Annotated in this window: 17 protein-coding genes; 12 read left to right on the top strand and 5 right to left on the bottom strand. The window is 68.0% G+C overall.

Going from position 1 to position 17,180, the window contains the following annotated elements:
• Position 1: 1 nt before the first annotated feature.
• Genes H9X80_RS05960 through H9X80_RS05950 form a run of 3 tightly spaced genes read left to right on the top strand, consistent with a single transcriptional unit; the run spans position 2 to position 2,555 of the window.
• On the top strand, positions 2-1,228 hold the full coding sequence (locus tag H9X80_RS05960) for an ABC transporter ATP-binding protein (protein WP_204793430.1): 1,227 nt from the start codon (positions 2-4) through the stop codon (positions 1,226-1,228).
• Positions 1,229-1,230: 2 nt separating this feature from the next.
• Positions 1,231-2,265, top strand: coding sequence for an ABC transporter ATP-binding protein (locus tag H9X80_RS05955; RefSeq protein ID WP_204793429.1), 1,035 nt, complete (start codon positions 1,231-1,233; stop codon positions 2,263-2,265).
• Between the two features lie 8 nt (positions 2,266-2,273).
• Positions 2,274-2,555 carry a hypothetical protein gene (locus H9X80_RS05950; RefSeq protein ID WP_204793428.1) on the top strand — a complete coding sequence of 94 codons (282 nt, stop codon included), beginning with the start codon at positions 2,274-2,276 and terminating at the stop codon, positions 2,553-2,555.
• Positions 2,556-2,671: 116 nt separating this feature from the next.
• Here the strand turns inward: H9X80_RS05950 and H9X80_RS05945 are convergent, their stop codons facing one another.
• The 3 genes from H9X80_RS05945 to H9X80_RS05935 all read right to left on the bottom strand — a co-directional run bounded on the left by H9X80_RS05945 (position 2,672) and on the right by H9X80_RS05935 (position 5,513).
• The gene (locus H9X80_RS05945; RefSeq protein ID WP_204793427.1) at positions 2,672-3,124 is read right to left on the bottom strand and encodes a DUF1893 domain-containing protein; all 453 of its coding nucleotides are present in this window, start codon (positions 3,122-3,124) and stop codon (positions 2,672-2,674) included.
• A gap of 631 nt (positions 3,125-3,755) precedes the next feature.
• Positions 3,756-4,760 (bottom strand): GGGtGRT protein, encoded by a 1,005-nt coding sequence (locus H9X80_RS05940; RefSeq protein ID WP_204793426.1) that lies wholly within the window; start codon positions 4,758-4,760, stop codon positions 3,756-3,758.
• Positions 4,761-4,778: 18 nt separating this feature from the next.
• Positions 4,779-5,513, bottom strand: coding sequence for an iron-sulfur cluster assembly scaffold protein (locus H9X80_RS05935; RefSeq protein WP_204793425.1), 735 nt, complete (start codon positions 5,511-5,513; stop codon positions 4,779-4,781).
• A 318-nt stretch (positions 5,514-5,831) separates the two neighbouring features.
• Between H9X80_RS05935 and nudC the strand changes: the two genes are divergently transcribed.
• On the top strand, positions 5,832-6,731 hold the full coding sequence (nudC, locus tag H9X80_RS05930) for an NAD(+) diphosphatase (RefSeq protein WP_204793424.1): 900 nt from the start codon (positions 5,832-5,834) through the stop codon (positions 6,729-6,731).
• 5 nt (positions 6,732-6,736) lie between these two features.
• Here the strand turns inward: nudC and H9X80_RS05925 are convergent, their stop codons facing one another.
• Both H9X80_RS05925 and H9X80_RS05920 read right to left on the bottom strand, forming a co-directional pair.
• Positions 6,737-7,078: a hypothetical protein gene (locus H9X80_RS05925; protein ID WP_204793423.1), complete on the bottom strand. Its 342-nt coding sequence runs from the start codon at positions 7,076-7,078 to the stop codon at positions 6,737-6,739.
• A 426-nt stretch (positions 7,079-7,504) separates the two neighbouring features.
• Positions 7,505-8,332: a Cof-type HAD-IIB family hydrolase gene (locus H9X80_RS05920; RefSeq protein ID WP_204793422.1), complete on the bottom strand. Its 828-nt coding sequence runs from the start codon at positions 8,330-8,332 to the stop codon at positions 7,505-7,507.
• Between the two features lie 235 nt (positions 8,333-8,567).
• On the opposite strand from H9X80_RS05920, the gene H9X80_RS09270 reads away from it, so the two are divergent.
• From H9X80_RS09270 to H9X80_RS05885, 8 genes are all read left to right on the top strand, one after another.
• A complete protein-coding gene (locus H9X80_RS09270) occupies positions 8,568-8,690 on the top strand; it encodes a hypothetical protein (protein ID WP_275100702.1) in 123 nt (40 codons plus the stop codon).
• A gap of 134 nt (positions 8,691-8,824) precedes the next feature.
• The gene (locus H9X80_RS05915) at positions 8,825-10,360 is read left to right on the top strand and encodes a 2-isopropylmalate synthase (protein ID WP_204793421.1); all 1,536 of its coding nucleotides are present in this window, start codon (positions 8,825-8,827) and stop codon (positions 10,358-10,360) included.
• A gap of 24 nt (positions 10,361-10,384) precedes the next feature.
• A complete protein-coding gene (gene leuC / locus H9X80_RS05910) occupies positions 10,385-11,647 on the top strand; it encodes a 3-isopropylmalate dehydratase large subunit (protein ID WP_204793420.1) in 1,263 nt (420 codons plus the stop codon).
• 272 nt (positions 11,648-11,919) lie between these two features.
• On the top strand, positions 11,920-12,426 hold the full coding sequence (gene leuD / locus H9X80_RS05905) for a 3-isopropylmalate dehydratase small subunit (RefSeq protein WP_204793419.1): 507 nt from the start codon (positions 11,920-11,922) through the stop codon (positions 12,424-12,426).
• A 2-nt stretch (positions 12,427-12,428) separates the two neighbouring features.
• On the top strand, positions 12,429-13,559 hold the full coding sequence (gene leuB / locus H9X80_RS05900; RefSeq protein WP_204793418.1) for a 3-isopropylmalate dehydrogenase: 1,131 nt from the start codon (positions 12,429-12,431) through the stop codon (positions 13,557-13,559).
• 629 nt (positions 13,560-14,188) lie between these two features.
• The gene (locus tag H9X80_RS05895; protein WP_204793417.1) at positions 14,189-15,397 is read left to right on the top strand and encodes a MalY/PatB family protein; all 1,209 of its coding nucleotides are present in this window, start codon (positions 14,189-14,191) and stop codon (positions 15,395-15,397) included.
• Positions 15,398-15,518: 121 nt separating this feature from the next.
• The gene (locus H9X80_RS05890; protein ID WP_204793416.1) at positions 15,519-16,532 is read left to right on the top strand and encodes a LysR family transcriptional regulator; all 1,014 of its coding nucleotides are present in this window, start codon (positions 15,519-15,521) and stop codon (positions 16,530-16,532) included.
• A gap of 99 nt (positions 16,533-16,631) precedes the next feature.
• The gene (locus H9X80_RS05885; protein ID WP_204793415.1) at positions 16,632-17,150 is read left to right on the top strand and encodes a flavodoxin; all 519 of its coding nucleotides are present in this window, start codon (positions 16,632-16,634) and stop codon (positions 17,148-17,150) included.
• Positions 17,151-17,180: the final 30 nt, after the last annotated feature.

Raw genomic sequence — 17,180 nt, 5'->3', positions numbered from 1 at the left:
CATGTTTGGAAGCAAGAAGAAGGACGAAGCGGGCTACCTTTCCGCCAGCGAGTCCCGCAAGATCACCAAGGAGAACCGCCGGATCACGCAGGGCTACGAGAAGCAGCGCAAGCGCAAGAACGTGGAACCGTCCGAGTACGCTTGCGAGATGCGCGACCCGGCCAACGCCGTCGAGTTCGACGACGTCCACACCTACTTCTTCACCGACACGGGTGTGGTCAAGTCCGTTGACGGCGTGACCTACGACGTGCCGGTCGGCAAGACCGTGGGCGTGGTGGGCGAGTCGGGCTGCGGCAAGTCCGTCACGTGCCTCTCGCTCATCCAGCTCCTGCAGCGCCCGCAGGGTCAGGTCACCGGCGGCTCGATCCGCCTCAACCTCGGCGACCACGCCATCGACGTGACCAAAGCCCCCGAGGAGGCCATGCAGAAGATCCGCGGCTCCGAGGTCTCGATGATCTTCCAGGAGCCCATGACCTCCCTCAACCCCGTCTTCAAGGTTGGCGAGCAGATCGAGGAGGTCATCGCCCTCCACGACGGCAAGGACTGGTCCAAGGAGCAGATCCGTGCGCGCGCCATCGAGATGATCGAGACCGTGGGCATCGCCAACTCCGAGGGCGTCTACGGGATGTACCCGCACGAGCTCTCCGGCGGCATGCGCCAGCGCATCATGATCGCCATCGCGCTCGCCTGCAACCCGCGCATCATCATCGCGGACGAGCCTACCACGGCCCTCGACGTGACCATCCAGGCGCAGATCCTCGACCTCCTGCGCTCCCTCAAGGACAAGATCAACTCCTCGATCATCCTCGTCACCCACGACCTGGGCGTCGTGGCCGAGATGGCCGACTTCGTGGTGGTCATGTACGCCGGCCGCATCGTGGAGAAGGGTACCGCCGAGGAGATCTTCGACCACCCGGCGCACCCCTACACCATCGGCCTCATGGCCTCCAAGCCCGTCGTGGGCAAGAAGGTCGAGCGCCTCTACTCCATCCCGGGCAAGGTCCCCAACCCGGTCGACATGCCCAACTACTGCTACTTCAAGGACCGCTGCGAGCTGTGCGTGCACGCCTGCGAGGGCGAGTACCCGCACATGGTGAGGCTCTCCCCGACGCACGAGGTGAGCTGCTACCGCTACTATGACAACGCGACGGCCGACGCCGCAAACGAGACCGCGGCCGTGCTCGACGAGCTCATCGCGAGCGGCGAGAACGAGGGGGAGGGCAAGTAGCCATGACTTCCACGAACACCACTGCGGAGGCCCAGGCCGCCAAGGCGAGCGCCACCCCCGCTTCCGACGACATCATTCTCGAGGTCAACGATCTCAAGAAGTACTTCCCCATCAAGGGCGGCATGCTCAACCGCGTGCAGGGCTTCGTCAAGGCCGTCGACGGCGTCTCCTTCAAGCTTCGCCGTGGCCACACGATGGGCCTCGTCGGCGAGTCCGGCTGCGGCAAGTCCACCACCGGCCGCACGATCCTTCGCCTCGCCGGCGAGAAGACCGGCGGTCAGGTGCTCTTCAACGGGCGCGAGGTCTATGACCTCAGCCACAAGGAGATGCACGAGCTGCGCACCAAGATGCAGATCATCTTCCAGGACCCGTACTCGAGCCTCAGCCCGCGCCTGCCGATCTCAGAGATCGTCGGCGAGGCCGTGCGCGAGCACAACCTCGTGCCCAAAAACGAGCTCGACGGCTACATCGACCACGTGATGGAGGAGTGCGGCCTGCAGCCGTACCACAAGATGCGCTACCCGCACGAGTTCTCCGGCGGCCAGCGCCAGCGCATCTGCATCGCCCGCGCGCTCGCGCTCAACCCCGAGTTCATCGTCTGCGACGAGCCCGTCTCGGCCCTCGACGTCTCCATCCAGGCCCAGATCATCAACCTCCTGCACGACCTGCAGGAGGAGCGTGGGCTCACCTACCTCTTCATCAGCCACGACCTCTCCGTCGTCGAGCACATCTCCGACGCCGTGGGCGTCATGTACCTCGGCGGTATGGTGGAGTACGGCTTCACGGAGGACATCTTCCGCAACCCGCTGCACCCCTACACCAAGGCGCTCTTCTCGGCCATCCCCATCCCGGACCCCAAGGCCAAGCAGAACCGCATCGTGCTCGAGGGCTCCATTCCCTCGCCGGCGAACCCGCCCAAGGGCTGCAAGTTCCACACGCGCTGCCCGTTTGCCAAGGACTGCTGCCGCGAGGTGGCTCCTGAGCAGAAGGAGCTGGAGCCGGGCCACTTCGTCTCCTGCCACCTCTACGACGAGTAGGGGACGTCTTGTCACGCAGGCGCCTCGAAGAAGACCCTGAGGACGACGGCCGCGTCATCGCCGACATGAGCGGCGTTGAGCGGCCGTCGCTCCTTGGGCACATGCATCGGCTCGTGGGGACCGGGGCTGAGCGCAAAAAGCCCGAGCGCAAGGTCTGGGCCGAGCTCACGGTCAAGCAGCGCATCTGGATGGCGCTCGGTGCTCTCAAGGCCGGCTGTGCGGTGAGCATGATCTACGTAGTGTTTCTCGCCGTCGTGGTCTTGGTGCTGCTTGCGGTCTGGGGCGGGTAGGACGGAGCCGGTCGGCTCGCCCTCGTCCCGGATGGCTGAGACACAAAGGACCGCCCCCGGCAAGCACGTGCTTGCCGGGGGCGGCGTCGTATGCGTGAGGTTCTTCTCGCCGGGCGCTAGAGTGCGAGCTGCTGGGCGCGGCTCTTGAGGACGTCGACCGCCTCGTACGGGTCGAAGACGTCCTCGACGGAGGAGTCCATCGGGCACTGGCCGGTGTTGGCGCGGTTCTGGATGTGGGGGACGAGCTGATCATAGCTTGTGGCGATGCCGGCGCAGAGCAGGACGGCGCGGCCGGTCCAAGACATGACGGGGGAGAAGACGGCGCTCGGGCCGAGCACCGCGTAGAGGAGCGCCGGGGCCTTGCCCACGACCTTGTCGGCCACGGAGAAGCCCTTGAGGTTGCAGCCCTCGGAGACCATCTTGAGCAGGGGCTTCACGCCGCGCTCCGTGATGATGTGAATCTCGTCGCCGCGCACGGCAACGCAGGTCGCCTCCTTGTGGGCGATGAGCAGCGCGCGGGCGAGCTCGAGGTCGGCGGCGGAAGAGGTCATGGCGGAGCAGGCTGACATGGTGGCAATCCTCCCTGACAATGGGCAAACCCAAACCGGGGTGAAGCCTAGCACATCGCCTGAAGGCGAGACTGCGATAAAAGAACACATACGTTCATATACACATACCGTTCACCGAGCATCTCCTACCGTTGGCGGTTGACGAGGGAGAGCGGGAGGTTCTTCTCGCCTGATGCGGGGTGTGGGGCGGTGAGGGTGCTTTGGATGTGGCGGGCGTTGCAGCATAGACGCCGTTGTTGCTTAGAGAAGTTCACCCGTTGCGGCTTAGGGCTTGGGTGGTGCTTAGGAAAGTCCGGCCGTTGCAGCTTTGGGCTAGGGCGGTGCTTAGAGAAGCGTAGCTGTTACGAGTTTGAGGGGCCTGCGCGTTTTGAAAACATAGGCTGTTGCGGCCTGGCGGCCCCCGGATGCCGCAACGGGCGTGAATTCGTAAGCGCCCGGAGGGGTCGTAGACGCAACAGTCGCCATTTTGAAAGCACCCGGCGTGCCCAGGGGCGCAACGGCCGCGATTCTCAAAGCAGGCCCAGCCGATGGCGGCCCTGAGACGTGCTACAAGCGCGGCAAAAAAGGCCCCCGCGGCAAGGTGCCACGGGGGCCGGAAACCGACGGAGCCCGTCGGTCAGCAGCGCGCGTGCTACTCGTTCAGCGCGGCGTTCACGGCGACGGCGCAGGCGACGGTGGCACCGACCATGGGGTTGTTGCCCATGCCGATGAGGCCCATCATGTCGACGTGCGCGGGCACCGAGGAGGAGCCGGCGAACTGGGCGTCGGAGTGCATGCGGCCCATGGTGTCGGTCATGCCGTAGGAGGCGGGGCCGGCAGCCATGTTGTCCGGGTGCAGCGTACGGCCGGTGCCGCCGCCGGAGGCCACGGAGAAGTACTTCTTGCCAGCCTCGAGGCGCTCCTTCTTGTAGGTGCCAGCCACGGGGTGCTGGAAGCGCGTCGGGTTGGTGGAGTTGCCGGTGATGGAGATGTCGACGTTCTCGTGCCACATGATGGCAACGCCCTCGCGGACGTCGTCGGCGCCGTAGCAGTTGACCTCAGCGCGCGGGCCGTCGGAGTACGGGATGGTCTCCACGACGTGCAGCTCGCTCGTGAAGTAGTCGAACTTGGTCTTCACGTAGGTGAAGCCGTTGATGCGGGCGATGATCTGGGCGGCGTCCTTGCCGAGGCCGTTCAGGATGACGCGGAGCGGCTTCTTGCGGGCCTTGTTGGCGTTCATCGCGATGCCGATGGCGCCCTCCGCGGCAGCGAAGGACTCGTGGCCGGCCAGGAACGCGAAGCACTCAGTGTCCTCACCGAGCAGCATGGCGCCCAGGTTGCCGTGGCCCAGGCCCACCTTGCGCTCCTCGGCCACGGAGCCGGGGACGCAGAAGGCCTGCAGGCCCTCGCCGATGATCGAGGCGGCCTCAGAGGCGCTCTTGGCGCCCTTCTTGATGGCGAGCGCGCAGCCAAGGGTGTAGGCCCACTTGGCGTTCTCGAAGGCGATGGACTGGGTGTTGGCGACGATCTCGCGGGGATCGATGCCCTTGTCCTGGCAGAGCTGCAGGGCATCCTCGAGGGAGGAGATGCCGTTCTCAGCGAGGCACTTGTTGATCTTGTCGATGCGGCGCTCGTAGCCCTCAAACGTAACAGCCATTAGGTTATCCCTCCCTTTCTACTCGTGAACGGGGAACGTGGACTCGACGGTGTGGGTCTCCTCGTCAGTACGCGGGTCGATGTACTTGACGGCGTTGTCCCACTGGCCGTAGTGACCCATGGCGCCCTGGATGGCGTCCTCGGGGGACTTGCCGGCCTTCAGGGCGTCGGTGAACTTGCCAAGGTTCAGGAACTCGAACGCGATGATCTCGTTCTTGTCGTTGAGCGCGAGGCGGGTGACGTAGCCCTGGGTGAGCTCGAGGTAGCGGGCGCCCTTGGCCTTGGTGCCGTAGGTGGTGCCCACCATGGAGCGCAGGCCCTTGCCGAGGTCGTCGAGGCCGGTGCCGACGGGCAGGCCGCCCTCGGAGAAGGCGGTCTGGGTGCGGCCGTAGACGATCTGGAGGAAGAGCTCGCGCATGGCGACGTTGATGGCGTCGCAGACGAGGTCGGTGTTGAGGGCCTCGAGGATGGTCTTGCCGGGCAGGATCTCGGCGGCCATGGCGGCGGAGTGGGTCATGCCCGAGCAGCCGATGGTCTCAACGAGGGCCTCCTCGATGACGCCGTCCTTGACGTTGAGGCTCAGCTTGCACGCGCCCTGCTGCGGCGCGCACCAGCCCACACCGTGGGTGTAGCCGGAGATGTCCTTGATCTCCATGGCCTGGACCCACTTGCCCTCCTCGGGGATGGGCGCGGGGCCGTGATATGCGCCCTTGGCGACGGGGCACATATTCTCGACTTCTGCGGAATACTGCATGTAATGCTCCTCTCCTGAACTCCCTCGCCGACGCCCCGTGCGCCGACGCGTGTGAGTCCGGCCCCTCAGGCCGGACAGAGCTCGGGTGCGGCCCGACGGGCCAGCCCGTTCTTAAGTTTACGGCAAAACGACGTGGCGAGAAGGACGAACTGACGTGAATCTGCGCCCGGGACAGGGCGGCTGCCTGAGGGCGACCGTGCTCTTGCGGACGGGCTTTGCCTATGATGGCTCCAGGACGGCCCGCGGGCTGCCCTGCGCTTCGGGACCTGTGCCAACGGAGGCGCCTCAGGCGCCCCGCCTTGTCTGAGGGGAGAACCCGTGATTCACGAGCTTGACGCCACCTACGCGCTGGACAACCACTTCGAGCCGCACGAGGCGCGCCCGGAGGACTACCTGCTGCACTTCTCGGACGGCGCGTGCCTGGCACGCGTGACGCACGTGGGCGCGGCGGACGCCGACGCCGGCGACTCCGGGGAGGTCTTCGACCTGCCCCGCGCGCGTGACTACCGCCGTCGGCCCCGTCGCGTGACCTACCTCTTCTCGCTGGGCGCCGCCCGCTTCTTCCTGGCGCTTGACGACCGCGTGGCCGCGCCGGCGGGCTTTGCCTACGAATCCGTGAACTGGCTGCGCCGCGCCGAGCCTCAGCACCTGCTCTTTGCCGCGGCCACGGCGTCCCAGCTAAACCGCTGGTACCGCGCCAACCGCTTCTGCGGGCGCTGTGGGCACGCCACCGAGCTCGCCCCGTCGAGCCGCGAGATCGTGTGCCCGAGCTGCGCGCAGATCGTCTACCCCAAGATCTGCCCGGGCGTGATCGTGGCCGTGGTGCGGCAGGCCGCGGACCCGGCCGACGACGCCATCGTGCTCACGCGCTACGCCGGGCGCACCACCGCGCTCTGGGCGCTCGTTGCCGGCTTCACCGAGATCGGCGAGCCGCTCGAGGACACCGTGCGCCGCGAGGTCAGGGAGGAGGTCGGACTCTCTGTGCGCAACCTGCGCTTCTACAAGAGCCAGCCGTGGGGCTTCACGGACACGCTGCTCGCCGGCTTCTGGTGCGAGGTCGACGGCGCCTCCGAGCTGGCCGTGGACCACCTCGAGCTCAAGGAGGCCCGCTGGTTCACGCGCGCGGAGATGCCGCTCGAGCGCGTGGGCGACCGCGCGAGCCTCACGGGGGAGATGATTGAGCGCTTCCGCACGATGGGCCGAGCCGCCTGGGCATAAGGCCGTCAGGGCCGCTCGCGCGGCGGCCGTCTTGCCCACGCCCGGAAGGCGGCGACGCCCAGGCAGAAGAGGGCACCCGCAAGGAGGGAGGCCGGAGCGCCCGCGAGGCTGCTCGTCACGTGCACGAGGTAGAAGCCGAGGAGGCTCTGGGCCAGCGCGCCGTGCAGCGTCGCCCCCTGTCCGGCCACGAAGCGGCGAAAGCAGTACATGAGCGCCGTCCCGAGTAGCGGGACGACGATGACGCCAAGGCCCCCAGGGGCCCTCGTCCCCAAAACGACGGCAGCGGCCAGCGAGGCTGCCGTCCCAAGGAAGTCCGCACCCACCTGCCGCGCAACGCCTCCCTGCATGGGGATCACCGCCTCGCTCGCTCCGATCGTCCGCTCAGACCGTGAGGAAAGTGTTCCCCGCGGGGGCGTGGCACGGCCCCTCTCGGTCGAGCGGTCGGTCGAGCGGTCGGTCGAGCGGTCGGCCGAACGGCCTTCCTCGGTGCCGTCGCTGAACCCTGCGGTTGAGCGGACCTGCCGGAAGGGTACGTACACAAGCCCGCCGGGAGGGTACGTACACAATTTCGGGCCGCATTTTGAGGCTCGTTCAAAGAAACCCCAGCTAGAGAGGTTGTTGGGGGATTAATCAAATTTACAATTGTGTACGTACCCTCGGAGGCCGAAGGCCGAAGGGCGGATGGCGACGGCCGGAAGGCGACGTGCGGCACGGCAGGCGACGGCTGGCACGGCGAGAAGGACCGGCGGCCGACGCGGCCGGCCCCCGCGCCCTTACGCCTCCAGCACGAACTTCTCGATGGCCTCGGCCACGCCGCCAGCGTTGTTGTCTGCCTGGCAGACGTAGTCCGCCGCTGCCTTGGCCTCCTCGGTCGCGTTTGCCACCGCGACGCCCACGCCCGCCTCGCGAATCATGGACACGTCGTTGGAGTTGTCGCCGATGGCCATGACCTCCTCGCGCGCCACGCCCAGCCGCCGCGCGAGCTCCATGAGCCCGGCGCCCTTGTTGACGCCCGGCGCGTTGCACTCTAGGTAGCGGTTGCCGGAGTAGTAGACGTCGAGGCCGCGCGTGAGCCCGGCGGCGTCCAGCTCGTCCCGGACGTGGCGCAGGTAGCCCATGTCGAGGCTCATGTAGATGAGCTTGACCACTACGTGTCCCGCGGCGTAGAGGAAGTCGAGGGTTGGCTCGTGGGTCTCCACGATGTTCATGCGCCCCTCGATGTAGGCGCGCTCCTCGGGCACGTAGTGGTAGAGGTAGACGGGGTCGAGCGTGTTCACGTGCATGCAGAGCTCGTGTGCCACGCCGAACTCGTAGAGCGCCTCGGCCCGGTCTCGCGGCAGGCTGCAGCTGGTGAGCGGCCGGCGCTCCGCGTTCTCCGTGATCACGCCGCCGTTGAAGGAGAGCACGTACTCGCCCGGTGTCCCAAGCAGCCCCAGCTCGCTCAGGGTGACGTCGACGGAGCCGAACGGCCGGCCGGTGGCGGGCACGAAGCGCGCGCCGCGCTCGCGGGCTGCTGCCACCGCGCGACGCACCCGCTCGGGCACGTGGTGCGTGTCGTCAAGCAGGGTCTCGTCAAGGTCGCTGGCAATGAGGCGGATCATGGCGCTCCCTCCGAGGTTCTTCTCGCCGTCATTGTAGCGTGCGAGGGTTCCCGGCGCAGAATGAGACGAAGGGACTGTCCCTTCGTCTCGCGCCGCCGCCCAGCCCGCGCTGCCGACCGCCCGCGGACCAGATTGTTACCGTTACAAAACCGTTTCTCGCGCGCGACGTCAACTGTGCGATAGTGCGCACCAACCACGCCCGGAGGGGGCGTGCGAGAGCGAGGGAGGTCCCAGCATGGCACGGCATGAGGCTGCTGACGTTCGAGTCTGCGAGTGCGCGTTCGCGCTCGCCCTTCTCGACAGCCGGAGCCTGCTTCTGGCCGGGACCGACCGACTTACGCTAGCCTGCGCGCGCTAGGGTCACGCACCCCCCCAGCGCGCGCTGCCGTGCCGCCGCCTCCCGCGGGAGACGGGGCACTTCTTTTTGCACCTCGCAGCCACAGCCTGCCCGGCACGGGCCACCCGAAGGGCGCCAAGAGAAAGGCTTGAGCCATGACCAGGAAGATCCATATCTTTGACACCACGCTGCGCGACGGCGAGCAGAGCCCGGGCGCGTCGATGAACACCGAGGAGAAGCTCGTCATTGCCCAGGAGCTCATCCGCATGGGCGTGGACGTGATCGAGGCGGGCTTCCCCATCTCCAGCCCGGGCGACTTCCGCTCCGTGCAGGAGATCGGCCGTCTTGCCGGGGACTCCTGCGTGGTCTGCGGTCTCACGCGCGCCGTGGACAAGGACATCGACCGCGCGGCGGAGGCCCTCAAGTGCGCCAAGCGCCCGCGCATCCACACGGGACTCGGCGTCTCCCCGAGCCACCTCAAGGAGAAGCTGCGCATCACCGAGGAGGAGTGCATCGAGCGGGCCGCGCACTGCGTCTCCTACGCCAAGAAGTACGTTGACGACGTCGAGTTCTACGCCGAGGACGCGGGCCGCGCCGACCAGGACTTCCTGATCCGCGTGATCCAGGCCGCCGTCAACGCCGGCGCCACCGTCGTCAACATCCCCGACACCACGGGCTACCAGCTGCCCGAGGACTTCGGCGCGCGCATCAAGAGCCTCTGCGACAACGTCATCGGCATCGAGAACGTGATCGTCTCGGTGCACACCCACAACGACCTCGGCATGGCCACGGCGCTGGCGCTCCAGGGCGTCAAGAACGGCGCGCGCCAGGTGGAGTGCACGATCAACGGCCTGGGCGAGCGCGCCGGCAACACCGCGCTCGAGGAGGTCGTCATGGCCATCAGGATGCACGGGGACGAGCTCGACGCCCACACCGACATCGTGACCACCGAGCTCACGCGCGCAAGCCACCTCGTCAGCCGCATCACGGGCATGAACGTGCAGGCCAACAAGGCCATCGTGGGCGCCAACGCCTTCGCGCACAGCTCCGGCATCCACCAGGACGGTGTCCTCAAGGCACGCGACACCTACGAGATCATCGACCCGGCCGACGTGGGCGCCGCCGGCTCCGAGATCATCCTCTCGGCGCGCTCCGGCCACGCGGCGCTGCGTCACCGCCTCGGCGAGCTGGGCTACACCTTCCCGGACGACGAGTTCGACGAGATCTACCAGCGCTTCCTCGAGATCGCTGACCAGAAGAAGGAGGTCTACGACGAGGACCTCGAGTCGATGGTCCAGGAGCGCCAGCGCGACGTGGCTGCGGTCTACACCCTGGACGCCCTGCAGGTCTCCTGCGGCGACCCGCTGATCCCCACGGCCACGGCCACCATCACTGACGAGGTGGGCGTCTCCCACGTGGTCTGCGCTACCGGCGCCGGCCCCGTCGATGCCGCCTACCAGGCCATCGACAAGGTCGTGGCGGTCCACGGCGACCTCGCGGAGTTCGCGGTCAAGGCCGTCACGCGCGGCATCGACGCCATCGGCGAGGTCACGGTGCGCATCACGGCCGACGACGGGCGCGTCTACACCGGCCGCGGCGCGGACAACGACATCATCGTCTCGAGCGCCAAGGCCTACGTCAACGCCATCAACCGCATGATCCAGACCACCCGCTCCAAGGCGGGCAAGTAACCGCCGGTCTACGGAAGGAGAGACATGGCACGTCCCATGACCATGGGCGAGAAGATCCTGGCGGCGCACGCCGGCCTCGAGGAGGTGGTCCCGGGGCAGCTCGTCGAGTGCGGCCTGGACCTCGTGCTCGCCAACGACATCACCGCCCCCATCGCCATCAAGACGGTGCGCGAGATCGGCGCCGGCGTCTTCGACCGAGACAAGATCTGCCTCGTGCCGGACCACTACGCGCCGAACAAGGACATCAAGAGCGCCGAGCAGACCAAGGTCACGCGCGACTTCGCCCACGAGATGGGCATCACCCACTACTTCGAGCAGGGCTGCATGGGCATCGAGCACGCCCTCCTGCCCGAGCGCGGCATCGTGGTGCCCGGCGACCTCGTGATCGGCGCCGACTCCCACACCTGCACCTACGGCGGCATCGGCGCCTTCTCCACCGGTGTGGGCTCCACCGACGCCGGCGTGGGCATGGCCACCGGGCGCGCCTGGTTCAAGGTGCCCGAGACCATCCGCATCGTCGTCGACGGCGAGCTGCCCGCCGGCGCCTCCGCCAAGGACATCATCCTCTACGTGATCGGCCTGATCGGCGTCGACGGCGCGCTCTACTGCGCGATGGAGTTCGCAGGCTCAACGATCGAGGCGCTCAGCGTGGAGGGCCGCCTCACGATCGCCAACATGGCCATCGAGGCCGGCGGCAAGGCGGGCCTCTTCGAGGTGGACGACACCTGCCGCGAGTACGTGAGCCGTCGCACCCAGCGCGCCTTCGTCGAGTACCACCCGGATGAGGACGCCCAGTACAAGCAGGTCATCCACATCGACGCCGCCGACATCGTGCCGATGGTGGCCTGGCCGCACCTGCCCTCCAACACCCACCCGGTGGCCGAGAGCCGCGACGTCAAGATCGACCAGGTGGTCATCGGCAGCTGCACCAACGGCCGCATCGAGGACATGCGCGCCGCCGCCGAGGTGCTCTGCGGCCGCACCGTGGCCGACGGCGTGCGCTGCATCGTGATCCCGGCCACGCAGGGCGTCTGGCTCGAGTGCGTGCACGAGGGCCTCATGGACATCTTCATCAACGCGCACTGCGTGGTCTCCACGCCCACGTGCGGCCCGTGCCTGGGCGGCTACATGGGCATCCTCGCGGCGGGCGAGAAGTGCGTGTCCACCACCAACCGCAACTTCGTCGGCCGCATGGGAGACCCCACCTCCGAGGTCTACCTGGCGAGCCCCGCCGTCGCGGCCGCCTCGGCCGTCGCCGGCCACATCGCCCTGCCGAGCGACCTGTAACGAGGGTCGGGCGACCGGGCCCTTCTCGCCAGCTCATTGCTTCGCAAAAGTCGCTGGGCGAGAAGGGCCCCGGTCGCCGGCCCCGTAGCGGCGGCGGGGCAGGGCGAGGCGGCCCGCGACGGCGGTCCGGCTCGGCGTGCCCTCTTACCGTCTTGGTTTTCTGCACGTCTTCGCGGGGTCGTGGGACATGCCCCGCGCGCAGTCCTTGCGCAGCAAGCTGTCTGAGCACGGGACATGTCCCACGACCCGGGCGCCTCACAGAAAGGAACACCATGCAGTTCAGAGGAACGGTCTTCCGTTACGGACGTGACATCGACACCGACGTCATCATTCCGGCGCGCTACCTCAACACGTCGGACCCGGCCGAGCTCGCGAAGCACTGCTTCGAGGACCTCGACACCACGTTCACCACGCGCGTCAAGCCCGGTGACATCGTGGTGGCCGACGAGAACTTCGGCTGCGGCTCCTCCCGCGAGCACGCGCCCGTTGCCATCAAGGCGGCCGGCGTCTCCTGCGTGATCGCCAAGAGCTTCGCGCGCATCTTCTACCGCAACTCGATCAACATGGGCCTGCCCATCCTGGAGTGCCCGGAGGCCGCCGACGCCATCTCCGAGGGCGACGTCGTCTCCGTGGACGCCGACACCGGCACCATCACGGACGAGACCACGGGCGCCACGTTCCAGGCGCAGCCGTTCCCGCCCTTCATCCAGGAGATTATCAACGACGGCGGACTCGTCGCGCGCACCAAGCGCGTGATGGCCGAGAAGGGCAGGAACTAGCGATGGCATCCAAGACCTACCGCATCTGCACCCTGCCCGGTGACGGCATCGGGCCTGAGATCATCGCCGAGGCCAAGAAGGTCCTCGCCGCCATCGGGGCGCGCCACGACGTCGAGTTCGTCTGCGAGGACCAGCTCATCGGCGGCGCGGCCATCGACGCCACCACCGAGGCCGGCGGTCCCGTCTCCGCGCTGCCGCCCGCCACGCTCGAGGCAGCCCGTGCCTCCGACGCGGTTCTTCTCGCCGCGGTGGGAGGGCCCAAGTGGACCGACACCCAGGTGGGCTCCGTCCGCCCGGAGCAGGGGCTCCTGGCCATCCGCAAGGAGCTCGGGCTCTACCTGAACCTGCGCCCGGTGCGCATGTTCGACGCGCTGATCGGCGCCTCCACGCTCAAGCCCGAGGTGCTCACCGGCGTGGACCTCATCATCGTCCGCGAGCTCACGGGCGGCCTCTACTTCGGCGGGCACGAACGCACGATGGGCGTCGAGGGCGCCGGCGTGGGCGGCACCCGCGGCGAGTACGCGCGCGACATCCTGGAGTACTCCGAGTACGAGGTCGACCGCGTGGTGCGCTGGGCCTTCGACGCGGCGCGCCGTCGCCGGGGCGTGGTGCACTCGGTGGACAAGGCCAACGTGCTCGACACCTCCCGCATGTGGCGCGAGGTGGCGCACCGCATCGCGGGCGAGTACCCGGACGTGCGCCTGGAAGACATGTATGTGGACAACGCGGCGATGCAGCTCGTGGCCAACCCGCGGCAGTTCGACGTGCTCGTGACCGAGAACACCTTTGGCGACATCCTCTCCGACGAGGCCTCGATGCTCACGGGCTCGCTCGGCATGCTCGCCTCCGCGAGCCTCGGCGACGGCACGGCCCTCTACGAGCCGAGCCACGGCTCGGCGCCCGACATCGCCGGGCAGGGGATCGCCAACCCCATCGCGCAGATCCTCTCGGTGGAGCTCATGCTGCGCTACAGCTTCGGCATGGACGAGGCCGCCGACGAGCTGGCCGCCGCGGTCACGCGCGTGCTCGACGAGGGCTGGCGCACGGCCGACATCGCCGACGACGTCACGCCCGCAGAGCAGGTGCTCGGCACCGCCGCGATGGGCGACAAGATCGTGGAGGCCCTGGGCTAGAGGCTCCGGGGTTGGCGGGCGGCCGAGAAGGTCCGGCGCTCAGGTAGCTTGCCGAGAAGGGCGCTCGGCAGGAACTCGCGGCGGACCTTCTCGGCCGCCCGTCCGGTGGCGTCTATCCGGCAGGTGCACCGAGGGTGCGCGGGGCTGGCAGGGCGCGGGGCCGAGCGCGGGGCCGTTAGGAATTTTGGCGTGTTGTAGCCGTGGCGTTCTGACGCGTTAGGAATCGCCGCATGTTGTGGCTGCGGCGGCGCGACGGGTTAGGAATCGCCGTATGTTATGGTCGCATGACCAAAACATGCCCGGGTTCCTAACGAATTGTCCCTCTCCGGGCATAACTTGCTGCAATTCCTAACGCTGGCGTGACCGGCGAATGCAACATGCCAAGATTCCTAACGGGCCATCCGTCTCTAGGCGCAGCACGCCCAGATTCCTAACGTCGACGCAGCCGGCGAGCACAACGTACCCCGATTTCTAACGCACGCCACATCGTAACGTAGCAGGCCGCCCCTCCTGGAGAGGCCGCCGCATGGCGAGAAGAAGACAAGCCACATGCCACGGCGTCCTCTGGGGGCCAGGCGTCGTGAATGAGGGTATCCTAGCAGAGGAAAACCACGACGAGAGGGCCCCTCATGACCTACGACTTCACCTCGATCCTCGACCGCCGCGGGCACGACGCGCTCGCCGTGGACGCCATCGGCGCGGCGGGCTCGGCCTACCCGGCGCCGGACGAGGGCTTCGACGCCATCCCCATGTGGGTGGCAGACATGAACTTCCCCGTGGCGCCCTCGATCACGCGCGCCGTCGAGGAGCGCCTGAAGTACCCCACCTTCGGGTACTTCTCGCCGAGCGATGCCTACTACCAGGCCATCATTGACTGGCACCGCATCCGCAAGGGCGTGGGTGACCTCGAGCCCAAGCACATCGGCTATGAGAACGGCGTGCTGGGCGGCGTGGTCTCGGCGGTGACCTCGTTTGCGGCCCCGGGCGACCCGGTGCTCGTGCACAGCCCCACCTACGTGGGCTTCACGCACGCGCTGGAGGACAACGGCCTGCGCATCGTCCACTCGCCGCTCGTGCGCGACGAGGCGGGCGTCTGGCGGATGGACTTCGAGGACATGGAGCGCCGCCTCGCCGAGGAGCACATCCACGTGGCTATCTTCTGCTCGCCGCACAACCCCTGCGGCCGCGTCTGGGAGCGCTGGGAGGTCGAGCGCGCGATGGAGCTCTTCCGCGCGCACGACTGCGTGGTCATCTCCGACGAGATCTGGTCCGACATCGTGCGCCCCGGCGTCACGCACGTCCCCACCCAGACCGTCTCCGAGGACGCGCGGATGCGCACGATTGCCCTCTACGCGCCGTCCAAGACCTTCAACCTGGCGGGCCTCATCGGCAGCTACCACGTGATCTACAGCGACTACCTGCGCGACCGCGTGGAGTCAAAGGGCACAAAGACCCACTACAACAGCATGAACGTGCTCTCCCAGCACGCCCTCATCGGCGCCTACGGGCCCGAGGGCCAGGCGTGGGCCGACGAGCTCAACCAGGTCATCGCCGGCAACGTGGACTGGGCGTGCGACTTCATCGAGCAGCGCCTGCCCGGCGTGAGCTGCGCGCGGCCCGAGGGCACCTACATGCTCTTCCTCGACTGCACCGCCTGGTGCGCCGAGCACGGGCGCTCGATCGACGAGCTGCTGCGCGCCGGCTGGCGCGTGGGCGTGGACTGGCAGGATGGGCGCGCCTTCCACGGCCCGTGCCACATCCGCATGAACCTTGCGCTGCCGCTCTCTCGCGTCCAGGAGGCGTTCGGGCGGCTGGAGGAGCACGTCTTCGGCGCGTAGCGGGAGGCCGCGGGCGTCCTACGTGAGCGGCCTGCGCGGCGAGAAGAACGTCGAAGGAGCGGCCAGGGGAACGTCAAAGAGCGCGAGAGACCGTCGAGAAGAACGCCGGGGGAGGGAAGAGATGCTGCTCAGGCAGATGCGCTACTTCTGCGCCGTGGTGCGCGCGGGCAGCTTCACGCGCGCCGCTGAGGAGAGCTTCGTCTCCCAGTCCGCGGTGTCGCAGCAGGTGAGCGCCCTCGAGCGCGACCTCGGTGCGGAGCTTCTGCACCGCGAGGGGCGCTCGTTCACGCTCACCCCCGCCGGCGAGCACTTCTTCCGGCGCGCCTCGGCCATCCTAGACGAGGTCGACGCGCTGCGTCGGGAGACGGCCGACCTCGCGAGCGGAGAGGCGAGCGTGCTGCGCCTGGGCTACCTCAACCGCTACGAGGGCTGGGAGGTGGCCGGCGCGGTGGCGGCCTTTGTGCGGCGCCACCCGCGCATGACGGTGGAGAGCGTGGCGGGCAGCCACGACACCCTGCGCGACCTGCTGGGCTCCGGCCAGGTGGACATCACCTTCTCCGACCGGCGGCGGACGCTCTACCCCGAGGCGGTGAACCTGCCTCTCTTTGTGGGCTACGACTACGTGGAGGTCTCCGAGGCGAGCCCGCTCGCCTGGCGCGACCACGTGACCACGGCCGACCTCGCCGGCGGGACCTGCGTGCTCATTGCCGCGCCGGACCAGGAGGAGGTCGAGCGTGCCTACTTCCAGGACACGATGGGCTTCCACTGCGACGTTGTCTTTGCCCGGACGCTCGACGAGGCGAGAATGACGGTGGCGGGCGGGCGCGCCTTCCTGCCCGTGGAGGCGCGTCGGCGCGAGGGGCGCACGGGCTCCGTCATCCGGCGGATTCCGCTTTACGGCGCCGACGGGGCGCACCTGCGGCACGAGTACTACGCCTTCTGGCTGCGCGAGCGCTCAACGCCGGCCGTCGAGGAGCTTGGGCAGATCCTGCAGGACCTCTTCTCGGAGGGCGACAGCGCTGCCTCCACGTCCTTCTCGCCAGGCGGCGGGGCCTCAGCAGCGCCCTTCTCGCCGGGGGACGGGGCCGACTCCGGGTCTCGTTCACTTGATGACGGGGCGCCACTAAACGATTAGTTTTGCTTATCAAAACCCGATAAATCGGAATTGCTCATAAGAATAGATGATTCTATGCTGCTCCTAGAGAGGGTTGGAAAACCCGAGAGAGGAGCGAGCATGGGAAAGACGCTGGTGGCGTACTTCTCGAGGCCGGGGCAGAACTACGTGTCGGGTGGCATCGTGGGCCTGCCGCGCGGCAACACCGAGGTGCTGGCCGAGGCGATCGCCGACGCGCTGGGGGCGGACACCTACCGCATCGAGCCGGCCGTCGCGTACCCGGAGGACTACTACGCCTGCACGGACGTGGCCAAGCGCGAGCTCGTCGAGGGGGCGCGCCCGGAGCTTGCCGCGGCGCCTCCGAGCCTGGAGGACTACGACGTCATCATCCTGGGCTACCCCAACTGGTGGGGCACCTGCCCGATGGCGGTGCGCACCTTCCTCGACGCCTGCGACCTTGCGGGCAAGGTCATCGCGCCGCTCTGCACCAACGAGGGGAGCGGCATGGGCAGCTCCGTCACGGACCTCAGGCGCGCTTACCCGCAGGCGACCGTCGCCGAGGGGCTGGCAATCGCCGGGCACGACGCAGCCGCCTCCACCGGGCGGGCCGTGGCCTGGGCCCAGCGCGTCGTGTCCTAGACGGGGCGGTGAAAGACGGGACACCCCGCG

Source organism: Olsenella profusa, assembly GCF_016900315.1.
GTDB lineage: Bacteria > Actinomycetota > Coriobacteriia > Coriobacteriales > Atopobiaceae > Thermophilibacter > Thermophilibacter profusus_A.
Note: the sequence above shows the minus strand (reverse complement) of the source record. Positions and strands in the feature narration are given on the sequence as shown.